Source organism: Lysobacterales bacterium, from assembly GCA_014946745.1.
Classification (GTDB): domain Bacteria; phylum Pseudomonadota; class Gammaproteobacteria; order Xanthomonadales; family Xanthomonadaceae; genus Aquimonas.
Genome location: JADCRD010000001.1, coordinates 978977 through 997345, shown reverse-complemented (window position 1 = coordinate 997345; position 18369 = coordinate 978977). Strand labels below are relative to the sequence as shown.

Annotated in this window: 15 protein-coding genes; all 15 read left to right on the top strand. The window is 66.4% G+C overall.

The window, feature by feature from the left end; genetic code table 11:
* Positions 1–90: 90 nt before the first annotated feature.
* The gene (locus H4O13_04100) at positions 91–639 is read left to right on the top strand and encodes a type VI secretion system tube protein Hcp (GenBank protein ID MBE5314566.1); all 549 of its coding nucleotides are present in this window, start codon (positions 91–93) and stop codon (positions 637–639) included.
* Positions 640–839: 200 nt separating this feature from the next.
* Positions 840–1661, top strand: coding sequence for a virulence protein SciE type (locus H4O13_04095; protein ID MBE5314565.1), 822 nt, complete (start codon positions 840–842; stop codon positions 1659–1661).
* Positions 1654–2175, top strand: coding sequence for a type VI secretion system baseplate subunit TssE (gene tssE, locus H4O13_04090; protein MBE5314564.1), 522 nt, complete (start codon positions 1654–1656; stop codon positions 2173–2175). Before H4O13_04095 ends, tssE begins: the two co-directional genes overlap by 8 nt.
* Positions 2176–2183: 8 nt before the next feature.
* A complete protein-coding gene (gene tssF / locus H4O13_04085; GenBank protein MBE5314563.1) occupies positions 2184–4058 on the top strand; it encodes a type VI secretion system baseplate subunit TssF in 1875 nt (624 codons plus the stop codon).
* Positions 4055–5182 (top strand): type VI secretion system baseplate subunit TssG, encoded by a 1128-nt coding sequence (tssG, locus tag H4O13_04080; protein MBE5314562.1) that lies wholly within the window; start codon positions 4055–4057, stop codon positions 5180–5182. Before tssF ends, tssG begins: the two co-directional genes overlap by 4 nt.
* A 39-nt stretch (positions 5183–5221) precedes the next feature.
* Entirely contained in the window at positions 5222–6331 is a 1110-nt protein-coding gene (locus tag H4O13_04075) for a hypothetical protein (protein ID MBE5314561.1), read from the top strand.
* A gap of 175 nt (positions 6332–6506) precedes the next feature.
* On the top strand, positions 6507–9341 hold the full coding sequence (gene tssH, locus H4O13_04070) for a type VI secretion system ATPase TssH (protein MBE5314560.1): 2835 nt from the start codon (positions 6507–6509) through the stop codon (positions 9339–9341).
* Between the two features lie 185 nt (positions 9342–9526).
* Positions 9527–9901 (top strand): CHAP domain-containing protein, encoded by a 375-nt coding sequence (locus H4O13_04065; GenBank protein ID MBE5314559.1) that lies wholly within the window; start codon positions 9527–9529, stop codon positions 9899–9901.
* Between the two features lie 26 nt (positions 9902–9927).
* Positions 9928–10647: a hypothetical protein gene (locus H4O13_04060; GenBank protein MBE5314558.1), complete on the top strand. Its 720-nt coding sequence runs from the start codon at positions 9928–9930 to the stop codon at positions 10645–10647.
* A gap of 55 nt (positions 10648–10702) precedes the next feature.
* On the top strand, positions 10703–12913 hold the full coding sequence (gene tssI, locus H4O13_04055) for a type VI secretion system tip protein VgrG (GenBank protein ID MBE5314557.1): 2211 nt from the start codon (positions 10703–10705) through the stop codon (positions 12911–12913).
* Positions 12910–13431: a hypothetical protein gene (locus H4O13_04050; protein MBE5314556.1), complete on the top strand. Its 522-nt coding sequence runs from the start codon at positions 12910–12912 to the stop codon at positions 13429–13431. The genes tssI and H4O13_04050 overlap by 4 nt, the downstream gene beginning before the upstream one ends.
* An 8-nt stretch (positions 13432–13439) precedes the next feature.
* Positions 13440–14558, top strand: a complete 1119-nt coding sequence (locus H4O13_04045) for a DUF2169 domain-containing protein (GenBank protein MBE5314555.1) — start codon at positions 13440–13442, stop codon at positions 14556–14558.
* Positions 14555–15601: a hypothetical protein gene (locus tag H4O13_04040; protein ID MBE5314554.1), complete on the top strand. Its 1047-nt coding sequence runs from the start codon at positions 14555–14557 to the stop codon at positions 15599–15601. Before H4O13_04045 ends, H4O13_04040 begins: the two co-directional genes overlap by 4 nt.
* The gene (locus H4O13_04035) at positions 15601–17274 is read left to right on the top strand and encodes a DUF4150 domain-containing protein (protein ID MBE5314553.1); all 1674 of its coding nucleotides are present in this window, start codon (positions 15601–15603) and stop codon (positions 17272–17274) included. Before H4O13_04040 ends, H4O13_04035 begins: the two co-directional genes overlap by 1 nt.
* 265 nt (positions 17275–17539) lie before the next feature.
* Positions 17540–18355 (top strand): hypothetical protein, encoded by an 816-nt coding sequence (locus tag H4O13_04030; GenBank protein ID MBE5314552.1) that lies wholly within the window; start codon positions 17540–17542, stop codon positions 18353–18355.
* The last annotated feature ends 14 nt before the right edge of the window (positions 18356–18369 follow it).

The window sequence follows — 18369 nt, the reverse complement described above, 5'->3', positions numbered from 1 at the left end:
CCGAGGAGCGGAACGCTGCTCCTTGGTGAAACCCTGGCGTGATAGCTACCCGCACGCTGGATCCACACCCTAGAAACAGAGGATGAAACCATGGCAATTCTTGGACTTGGTGCTGCCGCTTCCACCGCACAGCCGGGCGTGAATCACTCGACCGAATCGCTGCAGGAAATGTTCGTCAAGCTGTCCAACACTCCGGGCAGCTCGACCGACTCGAAGCACAAGGGCGAAATCGACGTTCTGTCCTACAACATCGCGATCAACCAGTCGTCCTCGGCCCACACCGGCGGCGGCAGCGCGGTGGGCAAGGCCAACTTCGGATTCTTCACCATCCGCAAGTACGCGGACAGGGCCAGCCCGAACCTGCTGAAGCACTGCGCATCCGGCAAGCATCTGGACGAGCTGGTGCTATCGGTCTGCAAGTCCGGCGACGGCCAGCAGCAGTACCTGACCATGACCCTGAACGAGGTCTTCATCACCGCGGTGGCGAATGTCTCCAGTACCGAGACGCCGCGGGTGATCGAAGAGGTCAGCTTCTCCTACGGCAAGATCAAGCTGGAAGTGAAGGAACAGAACGCCGATGGCTCGCTCGGCGCAGCCGTTACCGGCGCCTGGGACGTCAAGCAGAACAAGGCGGCCTGATCACCGCCCTTCCCCCGCTTGCGGGCGGGCAAGCCGCACGCCGAACCCCGGGTGGTTCGGCGCTGCGGATGTGGGCGTGAGGGCCGCCATACCCGTCGTACTGGAGGCCACTGTGCGCCGAGCTGGATGCTCGACCGAGCTGAGGCCCCCTCTTTATCGCCGCTGCCCGCAGCGGCGAATTCTCCGCCTTGGAGTCACCCATGAATGCCACGCCCTCCGTGCGGTCCGCGCAGGCGCCGCTGGACGATCAGCTGTCGATGCTGATGAGCCAGGTCCGCAAGTCGCCCGCGGACACCCGCCTGCGAATCCATCTTGCCCAGCTGTGCATGCTGCTCGGCCAGTGGGAGCGCTCGCTCGGCCAGCTGCAGGCCGTGGCTCTGGCGGATGCGGCCACCCTGCCCTTCGCCCAGGCTTATCGCGAGGCGATCCGCTGCGAGCTGCAGCGCGCGCGCGTCTTTGCCGGCGAGGCTCTGCCCGCGACCCTAGGCACCCCGGCGCCCTGGTTCGCCTGGTTGGCCCAGGCACTGCGCCACCGCGCGGCGGGCGAACATGCCGCAGCGGACACTCTGCAATCGCAGGCTTTCGAGGCGGCGGACGTCACCGCCTTTCGCATCGATGGCGCCGAGGCGAGTTGGCTCGCCGATGCCGACAGCCGCATTGGGCCCTGTGTCGAAGCCTTCCTCAACGGGCAGTACTACTGGATCCCGTTCGAGGACATCCAGCGGCTCGAACTGGAAGCGCCCGCCGACCTTCGCGATCTGGTCTGGGTGCCGGCGCGACTGGTGCTGGCGAACGGCGGCGCGCACGCCGTGCTGCTGCCCGTGCGCTACCCCGGCAGCGAAGCAAGCGCTGACGACGCCCTGCGCCGCAGCGCGCTCACCGTCTGGAGCGAAGCCGGCGACGCCGGCTGGACCGGTCTTGGCCAGCGCATGTGGGCCAGCGACCTCGGCGAGCACGCGATGCTCGCGACGCGCTGCATCGAGCGCAGCGACACCGCATCACCGCCGGTCGGACATGCCTGAGCTGCCCAGCCCTGTCGGCCGCGCGTCGCAGCTGCTGCCCGCGCTGCTGGATCGGCTCACCGACCTGGCGCCGCGTGAGCGCAGCGAAGCCGCGCAGGCGCGCAGCATGAGCAAGGCCGAGTTCCGCCGCAGCGTGCTGCGCGATCTGGCCTGGCTGCTCAACACCACCAGCGCCGAGTCCGAAATCGCGTTCGAGGGCGTGCCCAACGTGCGCGAGTCGGTGCTCAACTTCGGCGTGCAGGCGCTGTCGGGCAAGTACCTGGTGGAGGACGACCTGAAGTCGCTGGAAAGCGCCGTGAGCGAAAGCATCCGCCGCTTCGAGCCGCGCATCCTGCCGGACACGCTGCGCGTCAAGGTCATCAGCGCCGAGGGCGAACAGGCCACGCGCAACCATCTGTCGATGGAGATCCGCGGCCAGCTCTGGGCCGAGCCATATCCCATCGAGCTGCTGCTGCGCTCGCGCGTCGACCTCGAGTGCGGCCAGATCGCGCTCGTCGATGCCATGGCCAGCTAGGGCCCGCTATGGACCCGCGCCTGCTCGACTACTACAACACCGAACTCGCCTACCTGCGCGAGGCCGGCGCCGAGTTTGCGGCGGAATATCCGAAGATCGCGGCGCGCCTCGACCTGCGCGGCTTCGAGGTCGCCGACCCCTATGTCGAGCGCCTGCTGGAAGGCATGGCCTTCCTGAGTGCGCGCGTCCAGCTCAAGATGGACGCCGAGTTCCCGCGCTTCGCGCAGCGCCTGCTGGAAGTCATCTACCCGAACTATCTGGCGCCCACGCCCAGCATGTGCATCGTCCAGTTCACCCCGGGCGAAATGCCCGGCGGTGCGGGCGCCAGCTTCACCCTGCCGCGCGGACAGCGCCTGCGTGCGCCGGCGGCCAGCGAGACCCGCACCGGCTGTGAGTTCCGGACGGCGCATGAAGTCGAACTGTGGCCGCTGGCCTTGGAGCTCGCCCGTCTCGAAGGCGCGCCCGCCTCGGCGGGCGGCGCCCCGGGCAGCCGCCGGGCGCGGGCGGCTTTGCGCCTCAACTTCGCCTTCGCGGCCTCACTCTCGGGCGGCGCTGAGCCACCGGATCGCCTGCCGATCTATCTCAACGCCAGCCCCGATCTCGCCACCCGTCTGTACGAATTGATCTGCGGCCACTGTGTCGAGGTCCAGGTGCGTCCCTGCGGCAAGCAGCAGGGCGAATGGCAGACCCTGCGTGCCCCGGGGGCCGGCGTGTTCGGCATCGGCTTCGATGAATCCGAGGCGCTGCTGCCCTACAGCAGCCGCGGTTTCCAGGGCTATCGGCTGCTGCACGAGTACTTCGCCTGCCCGGCGCGCTTCAATTTCATCGAGCTGCGCGGCCTGCGACCTCACTTGCGTGCACAGGAGGGCCTGAAGTCCTTCGAGGTGCGCGTGCTGCTCGACCAGGACGCCGCCGAACTGGAAGCCCAGGTCGATGCGCGCCGGCTCAGTCTGTTCTGCACGCCTGCGGTCAACCTAATCGAAAAGCGTGCGGATCGCATCCAGATCGACGACAGCCGATTCGAGCTGCATCTGGTGCCCGATCGCGCGGCGCCGCTCGACTTCGAGGTGCATTCGGTGCAGGCCGTGGAGGGCTTTGGTCGCGACAACGCCATCGAGGCGCGCTTCCGCCCCTTCTACCGAAGCCTCGCAGGCGATCGCGGCAATCACGGCGCCTATTTCTCGGCGCGTCGCGAACCGCGCCGCGTTTCCGACAGCATCCTCCGCCACGGCGCGCGCTCGTCCTACATCGGCTCGGAAGTGTTCCTGAGCCTGGTCGACCAGAACGAAGCGCCCTACGCCTCGCGGCTGCGGCAGCTGGGCGTGAGCATGACGGTCACCAACCGCGATCTGCCGCTGCTGATGAGCACCGGCGGCGCGCGCGACTTTGTTCCCACCGACACCCTGCCGGTGGCTGCCGTGCGGGTGATCCACGGGCCGACACGGCCCGCCGCTGCCGTGTCCGAGGGCTCGATTAACTGGCGTCTGATCAGCCAGCTCGCGCTCGGGCATTCCACGCTCGTGGGCCTGGGCGGCGATGAAGGCGCATTGGCTCTGCGTGAGCTGCTGTCGCTGTACGGGGCGCTCGGCGAACCCGCGATCGCACGACATGGCGCGAGCCTGCTGCGCTCGCGTCTGCAGCCGATCACGCGTCGCCTGCGCGGCGCCGGGCCCTTGACCTACGGGCGCGGCGTCGGCGTCGAGCTGGAGGTCGACGAGGCCCTGTTCGCCGGCAGCAGCGCCTACGTGTTCGGGGCAGTGCTGCAGCGCTTTCTGGCCCGGCACGTCAGCATGAACAGCTTCACCGAGACGCGCCTGCGCAGCACCCAGCGCGGTGAGATCGCCTGCTGGCAGCCCGAGCTCGGGCTGAGGCCCGTGGCATGAGCAGCGGGCAGGCCCACACCGTGGTGGCTGAGTCTGAGGCTGCACCGGAGCCGGCAGCGCTCGCCCTGCCGTCAGACGCCGACCCACAGGCCAGCGCGCGCCGCGAGGCAGCGCACGAACTCTGGCAGCGGATCGCCGAGGCGCCCTGGCAGCACGATCTGTTCGCGGCGCTGCGTCGCCTGCAGGCCCTGCACCCCGAGCTGCCCGGATTGGGCAGCGCGCCGCGACCGCATCTCGAACCTGTGCGCCTCGGGCAGGAGCCGAGCTCGAGCTTCGCGCCCGCTGCGCTGGCTTCGGTGGACCTGCGCGCCACGCTGCCGCCCAAGCTGCGCGTTTACAGCTTCGGGCTGTTTGGCCCCAACGGCCCGCTGCCGCTGGCCTACACCGAGTACGCGCACGAGCGCGCCATCCACGCCGGCGATCGTGCGCTGGTCGATTTCGCCGACCTTTTCCACCATCGATTCCTGCTGCTGTTCTTCCGCGCCTGGGCGCAGGCGCAGTCCACCGCCAGCCTGGATCGTGCCGGCCACGACAGCTTCAGCCGCTATGTCGCCAGCCTGATCGGACTCGGTCTACCGGGCCAAGCCGAGGCAGACAGCGTGCCCCTGCATGCGCGTCTCGGCAGCGCCGGACATCAGGTGCGGCAGGCGCGCAACGCCGAGGGCTTGGCCTGCCTGCTCGCCAGTTTCTTCAACGTGCCCGTCGCCGTTGAGCAGCACCGCGGCCGCTGGCTGCCCGTGCCCACAGACCAGCGCAGTCGCCTGGGTGCCATGCAGGGCGCCCAGCTGGGCGTGGATGCGGTCGCGGCCGCCGCGGTCTGGGATCGCCAGCACCATGTTCGCGTTGTCGTGGGCCCGCTGTCGCTGCGTGAATACGAATCGCTGCTGCCCGATCGCCGTGGCGCCCTGCAGCTGCGCGACTGGGTGCGCGGCTACCTCGGCATCGAGTTCGACTGGGACCTGCAGCTCGTGCTTCGGCGCGACGAGGTGCCCGGCGCGCAGCTCGGCGGTTCAGCCCGGCTGGGCTGGACCAGCTGGCTCGGCGACAGTCCGCGCGATGCCGACCGCGGCGACTACTGCTACCCCCCTGAACATCACCACCGCGTCCAGGCCCAGGCGGCCTGAGCGCTCCCTTTCTCCACCTCGAAGCACCGGATCGCCATCATGCTCCATCGCTCTCACTCCGCCACACCGCTGCTCCTTGCCGTCGGCCTGTCCTGCCTCCTGGGCCTCGCTTCGCTGGCCCGCGCGCAGGCACCCGATCCCAGCCTGCTGCTCGCGCTGGACGAGATCTGGCAGCTCGAACGTCCCGGCATCTCGACCCTGAGCGACCGCTTCGAGCGCAAGGACGGCAGCACACCCGCGCGCTTCGAAACCGAAGTGCGCGACGCCCTCGCCTACATTCACGTCGACGCCGAATCGGCCGAGATCGAGTACGCGCGCAAGCGCTTCCCAGCCAACGCTTCGCCCTGGGGCGCGCTGCCGCGCATCGCCCCGTCCAGCGCGCGCCTCGTCGAGGTGACGCTGCCGCGCAAGCGCTATCTGCTGCTGTCGGGCACCGGCGAGGGCCTGTTCGGCATCGGCGACTGGCAGCGCTTCGGTTTTCTGCACGTCGTCGACGTCAGCCAGCGCTGGGCGCCCGTGCACTACCCGCTGGTCGCTGAAGCGGGCCTGCGCGAGCGTGTGATCGGCCGCCTGCCCGGCTCGCCGGTGCTGAACTACCTGCGCCTCGTGCCCGCCCGCTGGCGCGATGCCAGCACGGTCGAACGCTACGAAGTGCTGGTGTACGCGCTGAACCCGAAGGGCCCGGAGCGCGTGAAGACTCCTGAAGGCCAGCTGCTGGCTTTCTCGCTGAGTCGCGACGAGGCCGCCGCGCGCTGGGTACTGGCGCCGCTGGCGCAGACCCTGATCGCCGACGCGCGCGACGCCGCAGGCGCTGCCTTCAGCGCGCCGCCTTCGCCCTCCGAGCGCGCGGATCTGGCGGGCCAGGTCGCAGCGACTCCTGCAGCGGCGGTGCCTGCGGCTGGCTCCGTGTCTGCGGACGCGATGGCCCCCGCCGGTGCCGCCCCCAGCGCCGCACGCAACGCCGCTGACAGCGCAGTGGCTGAGAAGGTGCCGGCCACGCCGGTGGTCGATGCGCCGCAGACGGCCGCAGACGCCGCAGCCGAGGACGCCGAAGCGCTGGCCAAGCGCAAGGCCAAGGAAGACGCCGAACAGGCCGCCAGTGAAGCAGCGGGCTCCACGTTCAAGAAGAAGCTGCCCGGGGGGCTCTGAACCCCGTGCAAGCCGCGGCGCGCGAACGGCGATCCAGTACTCGCGCGCCGCGGGCCACGCACCTGAGCCTCGGCCCTCCCGTAAGTCATCGAAGTCCCGCCACGTTCTTGCCTCATCTCACGACTGAGCGCGCGGCCTCTGCCGGCGCCACCCGCCTCCGAGTCTTGGATTCCCCATGAGCGAAATCTCCCGCGTCGCCCTGTTCGGCAAGCTCAACCCCACGCTGTACAAGGCGGTGGAATCGGCCACCGTGTTCTGCAAGCTGCGCGGAAATCCTTTCGTCGAACTCGCCCACTGGCTGCACCAGCTGATGCAGCTGGCCGACAGCGACCTGCACCGCGTGCTGCGTCGCTTCGAGATCGACGCCTCGCGCTTGGCTGCCGACATGGTGCAAGCCCTGGAGCGACTGCCGAACACCGCCACCCAGATCCAGGACTTCTCACCCCATCTTGAACAGGCGGTCGAGCGCGCCTGGGTCTACGGCTCGCTCAAGTACGGCCACGCGCAGGTGCGCGGCGCCAGCCTGCTGCTGGGCCTGGTCAAGACCCCCAGCCTGCGCGCCAGCCTGGATCGTCTGTCGCCGGAGTTCCGCAAGATCAACGCGGACCTAATGTCCGAACAGCTGCCGTCGATCGTCAGCGGCTCACCCGAAGACGGCCAGCTCGCCTCGGACGGCAGCGGCGCAGAAGTCCAAGGGGTGCCCGGCGAGCACAGCGACGCGATCCCGCACGCGGCGCTCGGCAAGCAGGCGGCGCTGAAGAAGTACACCGTCGATCTGACCGAGAAGGCCCGCAACGGCGAGATCGACCCGATCAGCGGGCGCGATGAGGAAATCCGCCAGATCGTCGACATCCTGATGCGCCGGCGCCAGAACAACCCGCTGCTGACCGGCGAGGCCGGCGTCGGCAAGACGGCGGTGGTCGAAGGCTTCGCCAATCGCCTTGCGGCAGGTGACGTGCCGCCGCAGCTGAAAGAGGTCTCCCTGCTCAGCCTCGACATCGGCCTGCTGCAGGCCGGCGCCAGCATGAAGGGCGAGTTCGAGCAGCGCCTGCGCTCGATCATCGACGAGGTCCAGGCCAGCCCCAAGCCGATCATCCTGTTCATCGACGAGGTCCACACCCTGATCGGCGCGGGCGGCGCGGCCGGCACCGGCGATGCCGCCAACCTGCTGAAGCCCGCACTCGCGCGCGGCACCCTGCGCACCATCGGTGCCACCACCTGGAGCGAGTACAAGAAGCACATCGAAAAAGACCCCGCGCTCACCCGCCGCTTCCAGGTCATCCAGGTCGGCGAACCCGGCGAAGACCAGGCCATCGGCATGGTGCGCGGTCTGGTCAGCACGCTGGAGAAGCATCACCAGGTGCTGCTGCTCGACGAAGCCGTCGCCGCAGCAGTCAAGCTCTCGCATCGCTATATCCCCGCACGCCAGCTGCCCGACAAGGCGGTCAGCCTGCTCGACACTGCCTGCGCGCGCGTGGCCATCAGCCAGCACACCCTGCCCGGCGATCTCGAAGACTGCCAGCGCCGCCTCGAAGGGCTGCGCACCGAGCTTCAGATCATCGAGCGCGAGGCCGGACTTGGCATGGACGTCAACGAGCGACGCGCGCGCTGTCTGGGCCTGATCGAGGCCGATGAAAGCCTGCACGCTGAGCTGGAAGCACGCTGGCAGGCCGAACGCGAGATCGCGCAGCGCATCCTCGACGTGCGGGCCCGCATCCGCGCCCTCGACGCGGAAGCTACCGCAGCCAGCGACGCCGCTGCAGCCAGCGAACACGACAGCCTGGCAGCGCAGGCACACACCCCAGCGACCTCGGCAGAGTCCGCCAGCGCGCCCGCGCCCGCGCCCGACCGCGCGACCCTGCTTGCCGAGCATGCGGCGCTCGAACTCGAACTGCGCACCCTGCAGGGCGAGAACCCGCTGGTGCTGCCTTCGGTCGACGCCAATGCGGTCGCCACCGTCGTCGCTGATTGGACCGGCATCCCCGTCGGCCGCATGGTGCGCGACGAGATCAGCGCGGTGCTGAAGCTCACCGACACGCTCGACCAGCGCGTGGTCGGCCAGAAGCACGCGCTCGAACGCATCGCCCGCCGCATCCAGACCGCGCGCGCCGGGCTCGACAACCCGAACAAGCCGATCGGCGTGTTCATGCTGGTCGGGCCCTCGGGCGTGGGCAAGACCGAGACCGCTCTGGCGCTCGCCGAGTCACTCTACGGCGGCGAGCAGAACCTCATCACCATTAACATGAGCGAGTTCCAGGAGGCCCACACCGTCTCCACGCTCAAGGGCGCACCCCCGGGCTATGTGGGCTACGGCGAAGGCGGCGTGCTCACCGAAGCGGTGCGTCGCCGGCCCTACTCGGTGGTGCTGCTCGATGAAGTCGAAAAGGCGCATCCGGACGTGCACGAGCTGTTCTTCCAGGTCTTCGACAAGGGCTGGATGGAAGACGGCGAAGGCCGCGCCATCGACTTCCGCAACACCATCCTGCTGCTGACCTCGAACGTCGGCACCGACCTGATGATGAGCCTTACCCGCGACCCCGAGCTCACGCCCGAGCCCGAGGACCTCGCCACCGCGCTGCGCGAGCCGCTGCTGAAAGCCTTCCCGCCGGCGTTCCTCGGTCGCCTCGTGGTCATTCCCTACTACCCGCTCTCGAACGAAACTCTGGCGCGCATCGTTCGCCTGCAGTTCGAACGCATCAGGAAGCGCGTCGAAGCCCAGCACGGCGTCGAGTTCCACTACAGCGACGCCGCAGTCGAACTGGTCATCCGCCGCTGCACCGAGATCGAATCCGGCGGTCGCATGATCGACGCCATCCTGACGCACACAGTCCTGCCGGAGCTCAGCAAGAGCTTCCTCACCGCCATGGCTGAGGGCTATCGACTGGCGCGGGTAGAGGTGGACGCAGCAAGCGAGGAGTTCCGCTACCGCAGCACCCGACGCGACTCGGTGGATGCCGCATCGGCGCAGACACGCCGCACCACAGACGCTGGCACCGAGGAGGTGCACTGATGCCTCGCGCCCAAGTGCCCGGGCCGGTCGGGCTCGATCTCCGGTGGCATGCCTTCGATACCGGCACGCTCGCACTCGCGCCGCACGCGCCGCCCGGGCCTGTTGGAGTCCATCCGCCTGTTGCCAGCACAGGAGGTTCGACAGCGACAGACGCATCCAGCGCAACGCGCGCACAGCGCTTCGACATCACGCGTGCAGTTCGGCACCTTGACCAGAATGCACACGGCGTGAGCCAGGGCAGATGCGCACGCTATGTTCGCGAAGCCATTGAAGCGGGCGGGCTGACGATACCGCTGCCACGGCCTGTCTACGCAAAGGACTACGCACCCAGCCTTGAGGCCATCGGATTCGTCGAAGTCGCTGCAGAAGGGTACAGCGCCCAAACCGGCGACGTTGCGGTCATTCAACCGCCAAGCGGCCGCACGGAAGGCCATATCCAGATGTTCAACGGGAGCATCTGGGTATCCGACTTCAAGCAGCGCAGCGACATCTATCCGGGCCCTGCCTATCGAAACGAGGCGGTGGCCTATCGAATCTTTCGGCATGGCGGATCCCAGTGAAGCGTCCGAGCCACTCGATCGCTCTGATGCGACAGCACGTCGATACGACACTGCTGACCTGTCTGACGATCGCGCTCGCCCTGCTTTTTCTCTTTGTCTTCAGTCGCTCCGTGTTCGCGGATCCTGGGCTGCGCATGGAAGACCCGCTCTTCGGCCTCAGCTTCGATCCCGCCGAAGTCCAGTTCGAGCAGTTGGACGCCCTGCCCTGTGCAGCAGGCGGTGACCAGTTCCCGCCGTACTTCGTTTTCGCACACGCCCGCAGGGGCGAGACCGCCGCTTGGATCTTGAACCACTGGGTGCCCACAGGCGGCGATGGCCCGGGTCACGGACACACAGAGCCCGCCTACGGAATCGTGCTCAGGCAGTCCCAGGGCGAGTGCAGGCTCGTGGCGACGCCGGATGCGCTTGAACAGGATCCTGAAGCAGTGGCGCCCAGACTCGCGCGAGCCCTCTACCGCGATGCGGCCCGCCGCTACATCGGCGCATACGAGGGCGCGGACGCCTTCACGGCCGCACTCGCGACGGCGAGTGCGCGCGGCTGCCTTGATCTGGCGCCTGCGCTGCGGCGCGCGCTCATGCGCGCGTCAGTTGAGCCGCCACCCGACTGCTTGCCACTCACCCGGGCGGGGAGGCGTGCGTCCGAGCTTCGTACCACCGCGGCCCCGCAAGCGCGTCCCAGCCCGAACAGGACAGGGCCTGTGCTTGGACCGGTGCTGGGCGTACCGCTCAACTGGCACCGCCCCTGAACCTGTTGCAAGGCCCTGAACCGAGAACGCGCGTCATGGATGGAGCACGAGTCACATGAACCGCCTATTCAACCTGACCAGCCCCTTCGGCGACGCCCTGCGCTTCGAGCGCCTCACCGGTCGCGAGGCTGTCTCCGAGCTGTTCGAGTTCGAGCTGACGGCCTCGTCCGAAGAGCGCGGCTTGGCCCCCACCGCAGCGCTCGGTCAGCCCTTCACCGTCGAGTTCGAAGTCGAAGGCGGCGGCAAGCGCTTCCTGAACGCGCAGTGCGTCGCCTTCCGCTCGGTCGGTCGCTCGGGCCGCAAGCATCTGTATCGTGCCACCCTGCGCCCGGGCCTGTGGTACGCCACCCGCCGCACCAACTACCGCATCTTCCAGAAGCTGTCCGTCGTCGACATCGTCAAGGACGTGCTCGGCGCGTATCCGTTTGCCGTCAAGTGGCTCACCGCCGGCAGCTACTCGCCCTGGAACTACTGCGTCCAGTACCGCGAGACCGACGCCAACTTCGTCATGCGCCTGCTCGAACAGGAGGGCCTGTGGTTCTGGTTCGAGCACGCCGCCGGTGAGCACACGCTGGTCATCACCGACCACATCGGGCTGGCCTCGCCGTTTCCGAACTACGAGAGCATCGAGTTCTATCCGCACGACGTCACCGTGCCCGACAAGGATCACCTGAGCTTCTGGGCCGATGCCGGTCAGGTGACATCCGGCAAGTATGTTGCGCGCGACTACAACTTCATCATGCCGGCGAGCGATCTCACCACCGACGATCTGCTGCCCGGCACACACCCGCACGCGAACTACGAGATCTACGACTTCCCCGGCGAGTACGAGAACCTCGGCGAGGGCCTGCCCTTCGCCAAGGTGCGCATGGAAGAACTGCACGCCGGCCACCTGCGCGCGGCCTGCGAGGGCCGCGCGCGCGGTGTCGCGCCAGGGCGCCTGTTCTCGCTCAGCAAGCACGCCGTCGGCCGCTACAACCGCGAGTACCTCGTGCTCGCCTGCGACTACCAGTTCGCGGACAACGACTACGACGGCTCAAGCGGAGCCAGCGCGGTCGAAGTGCACATCAGCGCCGAGGTGCATCCGACCGACCAGCCCTATCGCCCCGCGCGGCGCACGCCGAAGCCGCTGACCAGCGGGCCCGACAGCGCGGTGGTGACGGGCCCGGCCGGGCAGGAGATCCACACCGACGAATACGGCCGGGTCAAGGTGCAGTTCCACTGGGACCGCTACGGCAAGAAGGACGAGACCTCGTCCTGCTGGATCCGCGTCTCGCATCCCTGGGCGGGCTCGGGCTTCGGCGGCGTACACATCCCGCGCATCGGGCAAGAAGTCATCGTTGATTACTTGAACGGCGATCCAGATCAGCCGCTGATCGTCGGCCGCGTCTACAACACCCTGCAGCCACACCCCTGGGGCCTGCCGGCCGCGGCCACGCAGTCGGGCTTTCTCACCCGCTCGACCTTGGGCGGCAACCACGAAACCGCGAATGCGCTGCGCTTCGAGGACAAGCGCGGCGAGGAGCAGGTCTGGCTGCATGCCGAACGCAACCAGGACATCGAGGTCGAGAACGACGAGACCCACTGGGTCGGCCGCGACCGCAGCAAGACGATTGACCGCGACGAGACCAACCACATCAAGCGCGACCGCACGGAAACGGTCGACCACAACGAGACGATCACCGTCCACAACGACCGTACCGAGGAAGTCGACGGCTACGAGAAGATCACCATCCACAAGAACCGCACCGAAGAAGTCGACGGCCACGAGACGATCAGCATCCACAAGAACCGCACCGAGACGGTGGATGGCAACGAGTCGGTGACGGTGCACAAGAGCCGCAGCAAGACCATCGACAAGAACGAGTCAGACAAGATCGGCAAGAGCTGGTCGATCAAGGTCGGCAAGTTCAAGACCGAAACCATCGGCTTGGCCTCGATGCAGAACGTCGGCCTCGGCAAAATGGTGAACGTCGGCGGGGCCTACAGCCTCAACGTCGGCCTGATGATGAACACCATTGTCGGCCTGAACCGCTTCGACAAGACCGTGAAGTCGCACAGCGTGTCGGCGGGCAAGGAGTTCGCGGCCAGCGCCGGCGGCGCCTCCAGCCTGCTGATGGACGAAGAGAAGATCGTGCTGCAGGTCGGCGACAGCCGCATCCAGTTGCTCAAGGACGGCACCATCACGATCAGCGGCGAGAGCATCGAAGCCCGCGCCAACGGCGAGATCCTGATCGAAGCGAAGACCATCGAGCACAACCCATGAGCCGTCAGGAGCAGGACAAGGGTGCAACCACAACGGCCGAACCCGTGCAGCAGGAAAGCTCCACGCTGGCTCAAGCCAAGCCGGCACAGTCGCCGACAACGGCTTCGAACGGCGTGGTCATCGGCTTCATTTCGCACCTCAATGACCAGGGCCTGCCCTGCGTGGCGATTCCCGGCCGTGCGGACGAGGCCCTGCCCGCGCGCAGCCTGTGCGCGATCAGCGCCGAACACCGGGGCCAGCAGTGCGCCCTGCTGTTCGAGAACGGTGATCCGCGCGCGCCGCTGATTCTCGGCTTGCTGCAGCATCCGGTGTTGAGCCTGCAGGGCGATATCGAGCAGGCCCGGCACACCGCCGACGGCGAGCTGCACCTGCACGCGCGCCATGCCATCGAGCTGCACTGCGGCGAAGCCAGCTTCCGAATGAGCGCCGATGGGCGTATCGAGCTGCGCGGCAGCACCCTGGTCAGCCACGCCTCGGGCCTGAATCGCATCCGCGGCGCCTCGGTCAAACTCAACTAGGAGCCGCCATGGAAATCATCAACGGCAGCCGCTTCGTGCTCGACGCCCACATGGGCACCGACGCCCAGGGCAAGCGCTTTCTGGTCGCCCAAGCCAAGGCCACCTATCGCATTCCACCGCCGGGCCAGCAGTACCCGCGTCTGGCCGACCCGCAGCTGCCTTTGCTCAATGCCGATGTGTTCGAGGGTGAGCCCGGCGAGAGTGGCCTGATCTTCGAGGCTGACCACGCCTGGTTCAAACCGCGCTGCGATGTGCTGGTGCATGCGGCGGGACATGCGCCCGGCGGCCAGCCGGTCAAGCAGCTCGACGTCGGCTTCCGCGTCGGCAGCTGCCTGCGCACCGCGCGGGTGATGGGCAATCGCCACTGGCGGCGCGGCCTGCTCGGTCTGCAGCCCTCCGAGCCCGAGCCTTTCGTGTCGATGCCGATCAGCTACAGCCGCGCCTTCGGCGGCACGCGCGTGCACGAGGGGTTGCCCCAGCCCTATGCCGCCAACCCGATCGGCTGCGGCTTCGGCGGCGCGCCGGGCGACACTTCGCTGGTCGATACGCCGGTGCCTAATATCGAGGAGTCCGGCACGCCCATCGACAACCCGCGCGAGCGCTATCGCCCGGTGAGCTTCGGCCCTATCGGGCGCAGCTGGGCCGGGCGCGTGGAGTTCGGTGGCACCTACGACCAGCGCTGGATCGACGAGGTGTTCCCCCTGCTACCCGAGGACTTTGATCCGCGCTTCTTCCAGGCCGCGCCGGTTGAGCAGCAGATCGACTATCTGAAGGGTGGCGAGGAGGTCGCCTTCATTCACCTGCACCGCAGCCGGCCCCAGCTGCGCTTCGTGCTGCCGCAGCTCAAGCTGTCGATGGTGGTGCTGGACCAGCAGCGCAAGGTCCACAAGCTCGAACCGGTGGTCGACACGCTGAGCTTCGATCTCGACGCCGAGCTCTTCACCGTGGTCTGGCGCGCGCGCCATCCGCTCAAGCGCAGCCTGACCGAGGTCGAAGCGCTGGCCGCCGGCAGCCTGTGCAAACGCTGGTGGCAGGCCCGCGTGCTCGGCACCAACGACTGCGGCTGCGGCGGCAATGAGACCAAGGACGAAGACCAGGCCCCGGTCGGGGAGATCGTGGTCGCATGAGCACGCCGATGAAGCTCGCCGTGCTCGGTGCCGGCGCGGTCACCTCGGTGGGCAATTCGCTGCCGGCGACCGCGGCGGCGATTCGGGCGGGCTTGGACAACTTCCAGGACACCTACTTTCGCGGCCACCGCGGCGAGCCGCTGCCCGGCGCTGCGATGTCGCTGGGCCTGAGCGAGTCCGGTGCGCGCGTGGGCGGCGCCACCAAGCTGGGCACGGCGCTCGCATGGGCGGTGCGGGAAGCCATCGAATCCGCGAGCGTCCGATCTCCGCTGTCTGCCCGCGTGCCGCTGCTGTTCCTCGGTGATGACACCCGCCCTGCCCCGCTGGTCGATGCGGCGCATCTCTGCCAGCGCGCGATAGGCCCCCTGTTTGAGTCGGCCGAGCACCTGCATCTGCAGGCCTTTACCGGTGGCGAGGCCGCCTGCGTCGACGCCCTGCAGGCCGCACGTGAGTTCCTCGCACAGGGCGCGCCCTACGTTTTGATCGCCGCCTCCGACTCCTGGCTGCGCGGCAGCGATATCGCACACGCGCTTGCGCATCAGCGCCTGCTCGATACCGAAGTCAGCAGCGGCTTCGTGCCGGGCGAAGCGGCCGCAGCGCTCCTGATCGGTGGCGATGGGGAACAGGCTCCCTTGCACATCCGCGGCGTCGGCGTCGCCGAAGAGGCCGCCACCCTGCTCTCCGATGAGCCCTGCCACGGCAAGGGCCTGGCGCAGGCCACGCGTCAGGCGCTGAACGAAAGCGGCTGGCAGGCGCATGAGATCCACCTGCGGCTGAGCGATATGGCGGGCGAGAGTTTCTTCGCCGAAGAGCTGTCCAGCGCCTGGGCGCGCGTGCTGCGCGCGTCGCAGCCACCCGGCCACGGGCGGATCTTTCCGGCGAGCTCAACCGGCCACGTCGGCTGTGCCTTCGGGCCGCTGATGCTGGCGCTGGCCTGGCAGCTGGCGAAGCGCCAGCGCATGCCCGGGCCCAAGGTGCTCATCCAGCTGTCCTCCTCCCACACCCTGCGCGGCGCCATCGCCGCCTACGCCGGAGCCGCCTGATGGCCACCCACGTCTACGCCAACGGCAATGAGATCGCCTCGAAGTCCGCGGATGGCAGCTCGAAGCATGCCTTTCCCGATATCTGCCACACCCCTCCCGCCACGGCGTCACCGACACCGATCAAACCCTTTCCGCCCGGCGTACCGATTCCCTACCCCAACAGCTGCCACGCCAGCGACATCACCAACGGCAGCCGCACGGTCTTCATCCTCGGCAAAGAGATCGCGCTGGAAAACCACAGCTACTTCTCGGTCAGCGAGGGCGACGACGCTGCCACGAAGAAACTGGCCAAGGGCATCATCTCCGGCGCGGTGAAAGGCCGCTGTTTCTTCCAGACCTGGTCGCCCAATGTCAAGGTCGAAGGGCGCGCGGTGACGCGGCACTTGGATTTGGTGAGTCACAATCACAAGAATCCGAGCAATACGGCGCTGTTTCCCTATATCTCCAACAAGAACCGCAACAATCCCTGCAGATCTGAAGAGAGACGGATCAAGAGCGCTTGTGACGGCGTTGAGGATGACAGCGAAGAAGGGCGCAGCCTCCGTCGCCGCCGAACATTCATGCGGCGCGAGCAGAACACACGGAGCAACGCACAACCTCAAAGCCAGAGTAGCGCGAACTGGCGCGATCGCCACTGCACTGGCTTGTTGGGCCTCAACTCCAGCGTAGTGAACACCATCGAGAAAGGCGACCTGAACTCCTACAAGGCGCATTTTGACCAGATCAAGGATCAGGCAATTGCGCAGGCCACAAGCCTCCAAAACTATGCAGCACTCATCGAAAGAGAAGCCATCGCATGGGCCGAACGAAAGGCCATTGAAATTGGCGCCAAAGCACTAGTCAAACAAGGCGTTGGCAGCTTTCTGCCAGGCGTAGGCAACGCAGTGATGGGCGCCCACACCGCTTATGAACTGTATGCCAACAGCCAAGAACTTGCCGGCAAGCTCGAACAAGTGAGCGAGCTCATTACCAATCTTGAAGAAGTAGATCGCATCGCGGAGAAGGCATCCAACATGTCGGACCGCATTCAAGCGATCATGGATGGGAAAACCAAGCAGACCGCTAGCCAGCTTGCTTTCGAACTCATGGACGCACAGGCGACTCTCGATGAGTGCATACGGGCGAGGAAATGCAGCCTTGTTCCACACACAGGAAAGAGCCACTTTGACGAAGTAGGGAGTTCAAACGTAACGCCGGCTGGTGGCGATCTTGTAAACCGAGGCTGCTGCCCAGGCCAAACCGGCCATCATCTGATCCCGGACGCAATGATTAAAACTGAACCGGGTAAGGACTCGCTGGGCTGCGAGAACTACAAGAGCAGCGCTCACGCCAGCGCACCCACCGTCTGCGTGGAAGGCGTCAATCACAGTCAAGGTAGTCACGGCCGGATGCACGACAACCTTGCAGATGAGTTGCAAGCTCAGACCACTGCGAGCGCGAAAGCATGGTGGTGGCAAAAGAAGACAGTAAAGGACGGCGCAATGTCGATGGACGACGCAATTGAGACTGCAGCACGCGTCCATCGGGGCAGCTTCCCTCTCTCGTTCTGCTCACAAGATTGCATCGAGGCCCAGCTGCGCGACTTCTATAAGAAGCATTGCCCGGATGCGAAGCTGCGGGTAGTGGACAAGCTTAAGAGAGAGATAACTCCCAATGAGGACTCCACAAACTAACGACGCCGCGCAAGCTCCACTGGGAGTCTGCCAGCTCCTTTCCCATGAACCAACAGAACCACAATAGAACGCAGCACCAATAATGAGACCAACGAGAAACCCGATGGAAGGAATATCGAGAACCGAGTGGCAAGAGAGCCTGAAAGATTGGTCCATTGTCGACTGCGCAATTAGATCAAGAAGCTCGATCTCTGTGCTAGCAAGAAGATTTCCAGCCGGAGAATTCAGAGGATGGGATCACGAAATACCTACACGCCTTGTTCAGATGACAATTAACGGAGAGTCGGCTGAAATCAGCATTGGGAAAGCAAGTATAGAAAACATCGGCCACCCTAAACTCGGCGTGTCCCTCAACCCAATTGCGCAGAACTTGGTATTCACACCCGAAGAGTTTGGCAGCGTCTACGCAACCGGCTCCGGGCAGCGCGGACTGGAGAAAATCGCCCCGGACCTGGAATCTCCGGGAATCAAGCGAATCGTATGCATAAACGGTTGGGCTTATGCCGTTGGCCTCCTACGCCAAGTCTATAAGCGCGTTGAGATCGGCCGCTGGGAAAAGCTGCCCGAGGAAGGTCTTTTCGCGCGAGGATTTTCAGGCGAATCGCCGGCCTGGATGGGCTTCCGCGACATGGACGGCCCGAGCGAGCAATGCCTGTACGCGGTTGGCGGACATGGCGAAGTGTTTCTTTTCGATGGCAGACAGTGGCGTCAATGTGACTTCCCAAGCAACGAACAACTCGCCACGGTCACAGTTGCGCCAAACGGGGATGTATACATCACAGGCGAAGCTGGAAACATCTGGCTTGGCAAGGAGGACACCTGGACTCTCATTCACCGGGGTGACTCCAGCATTCTGAATCGCGACAGCGTGTGGTTCAACGACATGCTCTGGGTGAGCTCTGACTATCAGACGCGAGTGGTGCAAGGCGGGAAGGTCTTGCCCATCATTTACGAGGGTGAGCCACAATGGCTCGCAGGGCACATGGACGCCCGTGACGGCGTACTCGTCATTGCCGGCCAGCAGAATGTGAGGATGTTCGACGGCAATCACTGGCATTGGCTGATTCAACCCTACGAGTAGCCAAGAAGAGCCGC

Bases quoted from the DNA above. Each gene is read 5' to 3' on its own strand.
- H4O13_04100 (MBE5314566.1), top strand. From the start codon at position 91: ATGGCAATTCTTGGACTTGGTGCTGCCGCTTCCACCGCACAGCCGGGC.
- H4O13_04095 (MBE5314565.1), top strand. From the start codon at position 840: ATGAATGCCACGCCCTCCGTGCGGTCCGCGCAGGCGCCGCTGGACGAT.
- tssE (MBE5314564.1), top strand. From the start codon at position 1,654: ATGCCTGAGCTGCCCAGCCCTGTCGGCCGCGCGTCGCAGCTGCTGCCC.
- tssF (MBE5314563.1), top strand. From the start codon at position 2,184: ATGGACCCGCGCCTGCTCGACTACTACAACACCGAACTCGCCTACCTG.
- tssG (MBE5314562.1), top strand. From the start codon at position 4,055: ATGAGCAGCGGGCAGGCCCACACCGTGGTGGCTGAGTCTGAGGCTGCA.
- H4O13_04075 (MBE5314561.1), top strand. From the start codon at position 5,222: ATGCTCCATCGCTCTCACTCCGCCACACCGCTGCTCCTTGCCGTCGGC.
- tssH (MBE5314560.1), top strand. From the start codon at position 6,507: ATGAGCGAAATCTCCCGCGTCGCCCTGTTCGGCAAGCTCAACCCCACG.
- H4O13_04060 (MBE5314558.1), top strand. From the start codon at position 9,928: ATGCGACAGCACGTCGATACGACACTGCTGACCTGTCTGACGATCGCG.
- tssI (MBE5314557.1), top strand. From the start codon at position 10,703: ATGAACCGCCTATTCAACCTGACCAGCCCCTTCGGCGACGCCCTGCGC.
- H4O13_04050 (MBE5314556.1), top strand. From the start codon at position 12,910: ATGAGCCGTCAGGAGCAGGACAAGGGTGCAACCACAACGGCCGAACCC.
- H4O13_04045 (MBE5314555.1), top strand. From the start codon at position 13,440: ATGGAAATCATCAACGGCAGCCGCTTCGTGCTCGACGCCCACATGGGC.
- H4O13_04040 (MBE5314554.1), top strand. From the start codon at position 14,555: ATGAGCACGCCGATGAAGCTCGCCGTGCTCGGTGCCGGCGCGGTCACC.
- H4O13_04035 (MBE5314553.1), top strand. From the start codon at position 15,601: ATGGCCACCCACGTCTACGCCAACGGCAATGAGATCGCCTCGAAGTCC.
- H4O13_04030 (MBE5314552.1), top strand. From the start codon at position 17,540: ATGACAATTAACGGAGAGTCGGCTGAAATCAGCATTGGGAAAGCAAGT.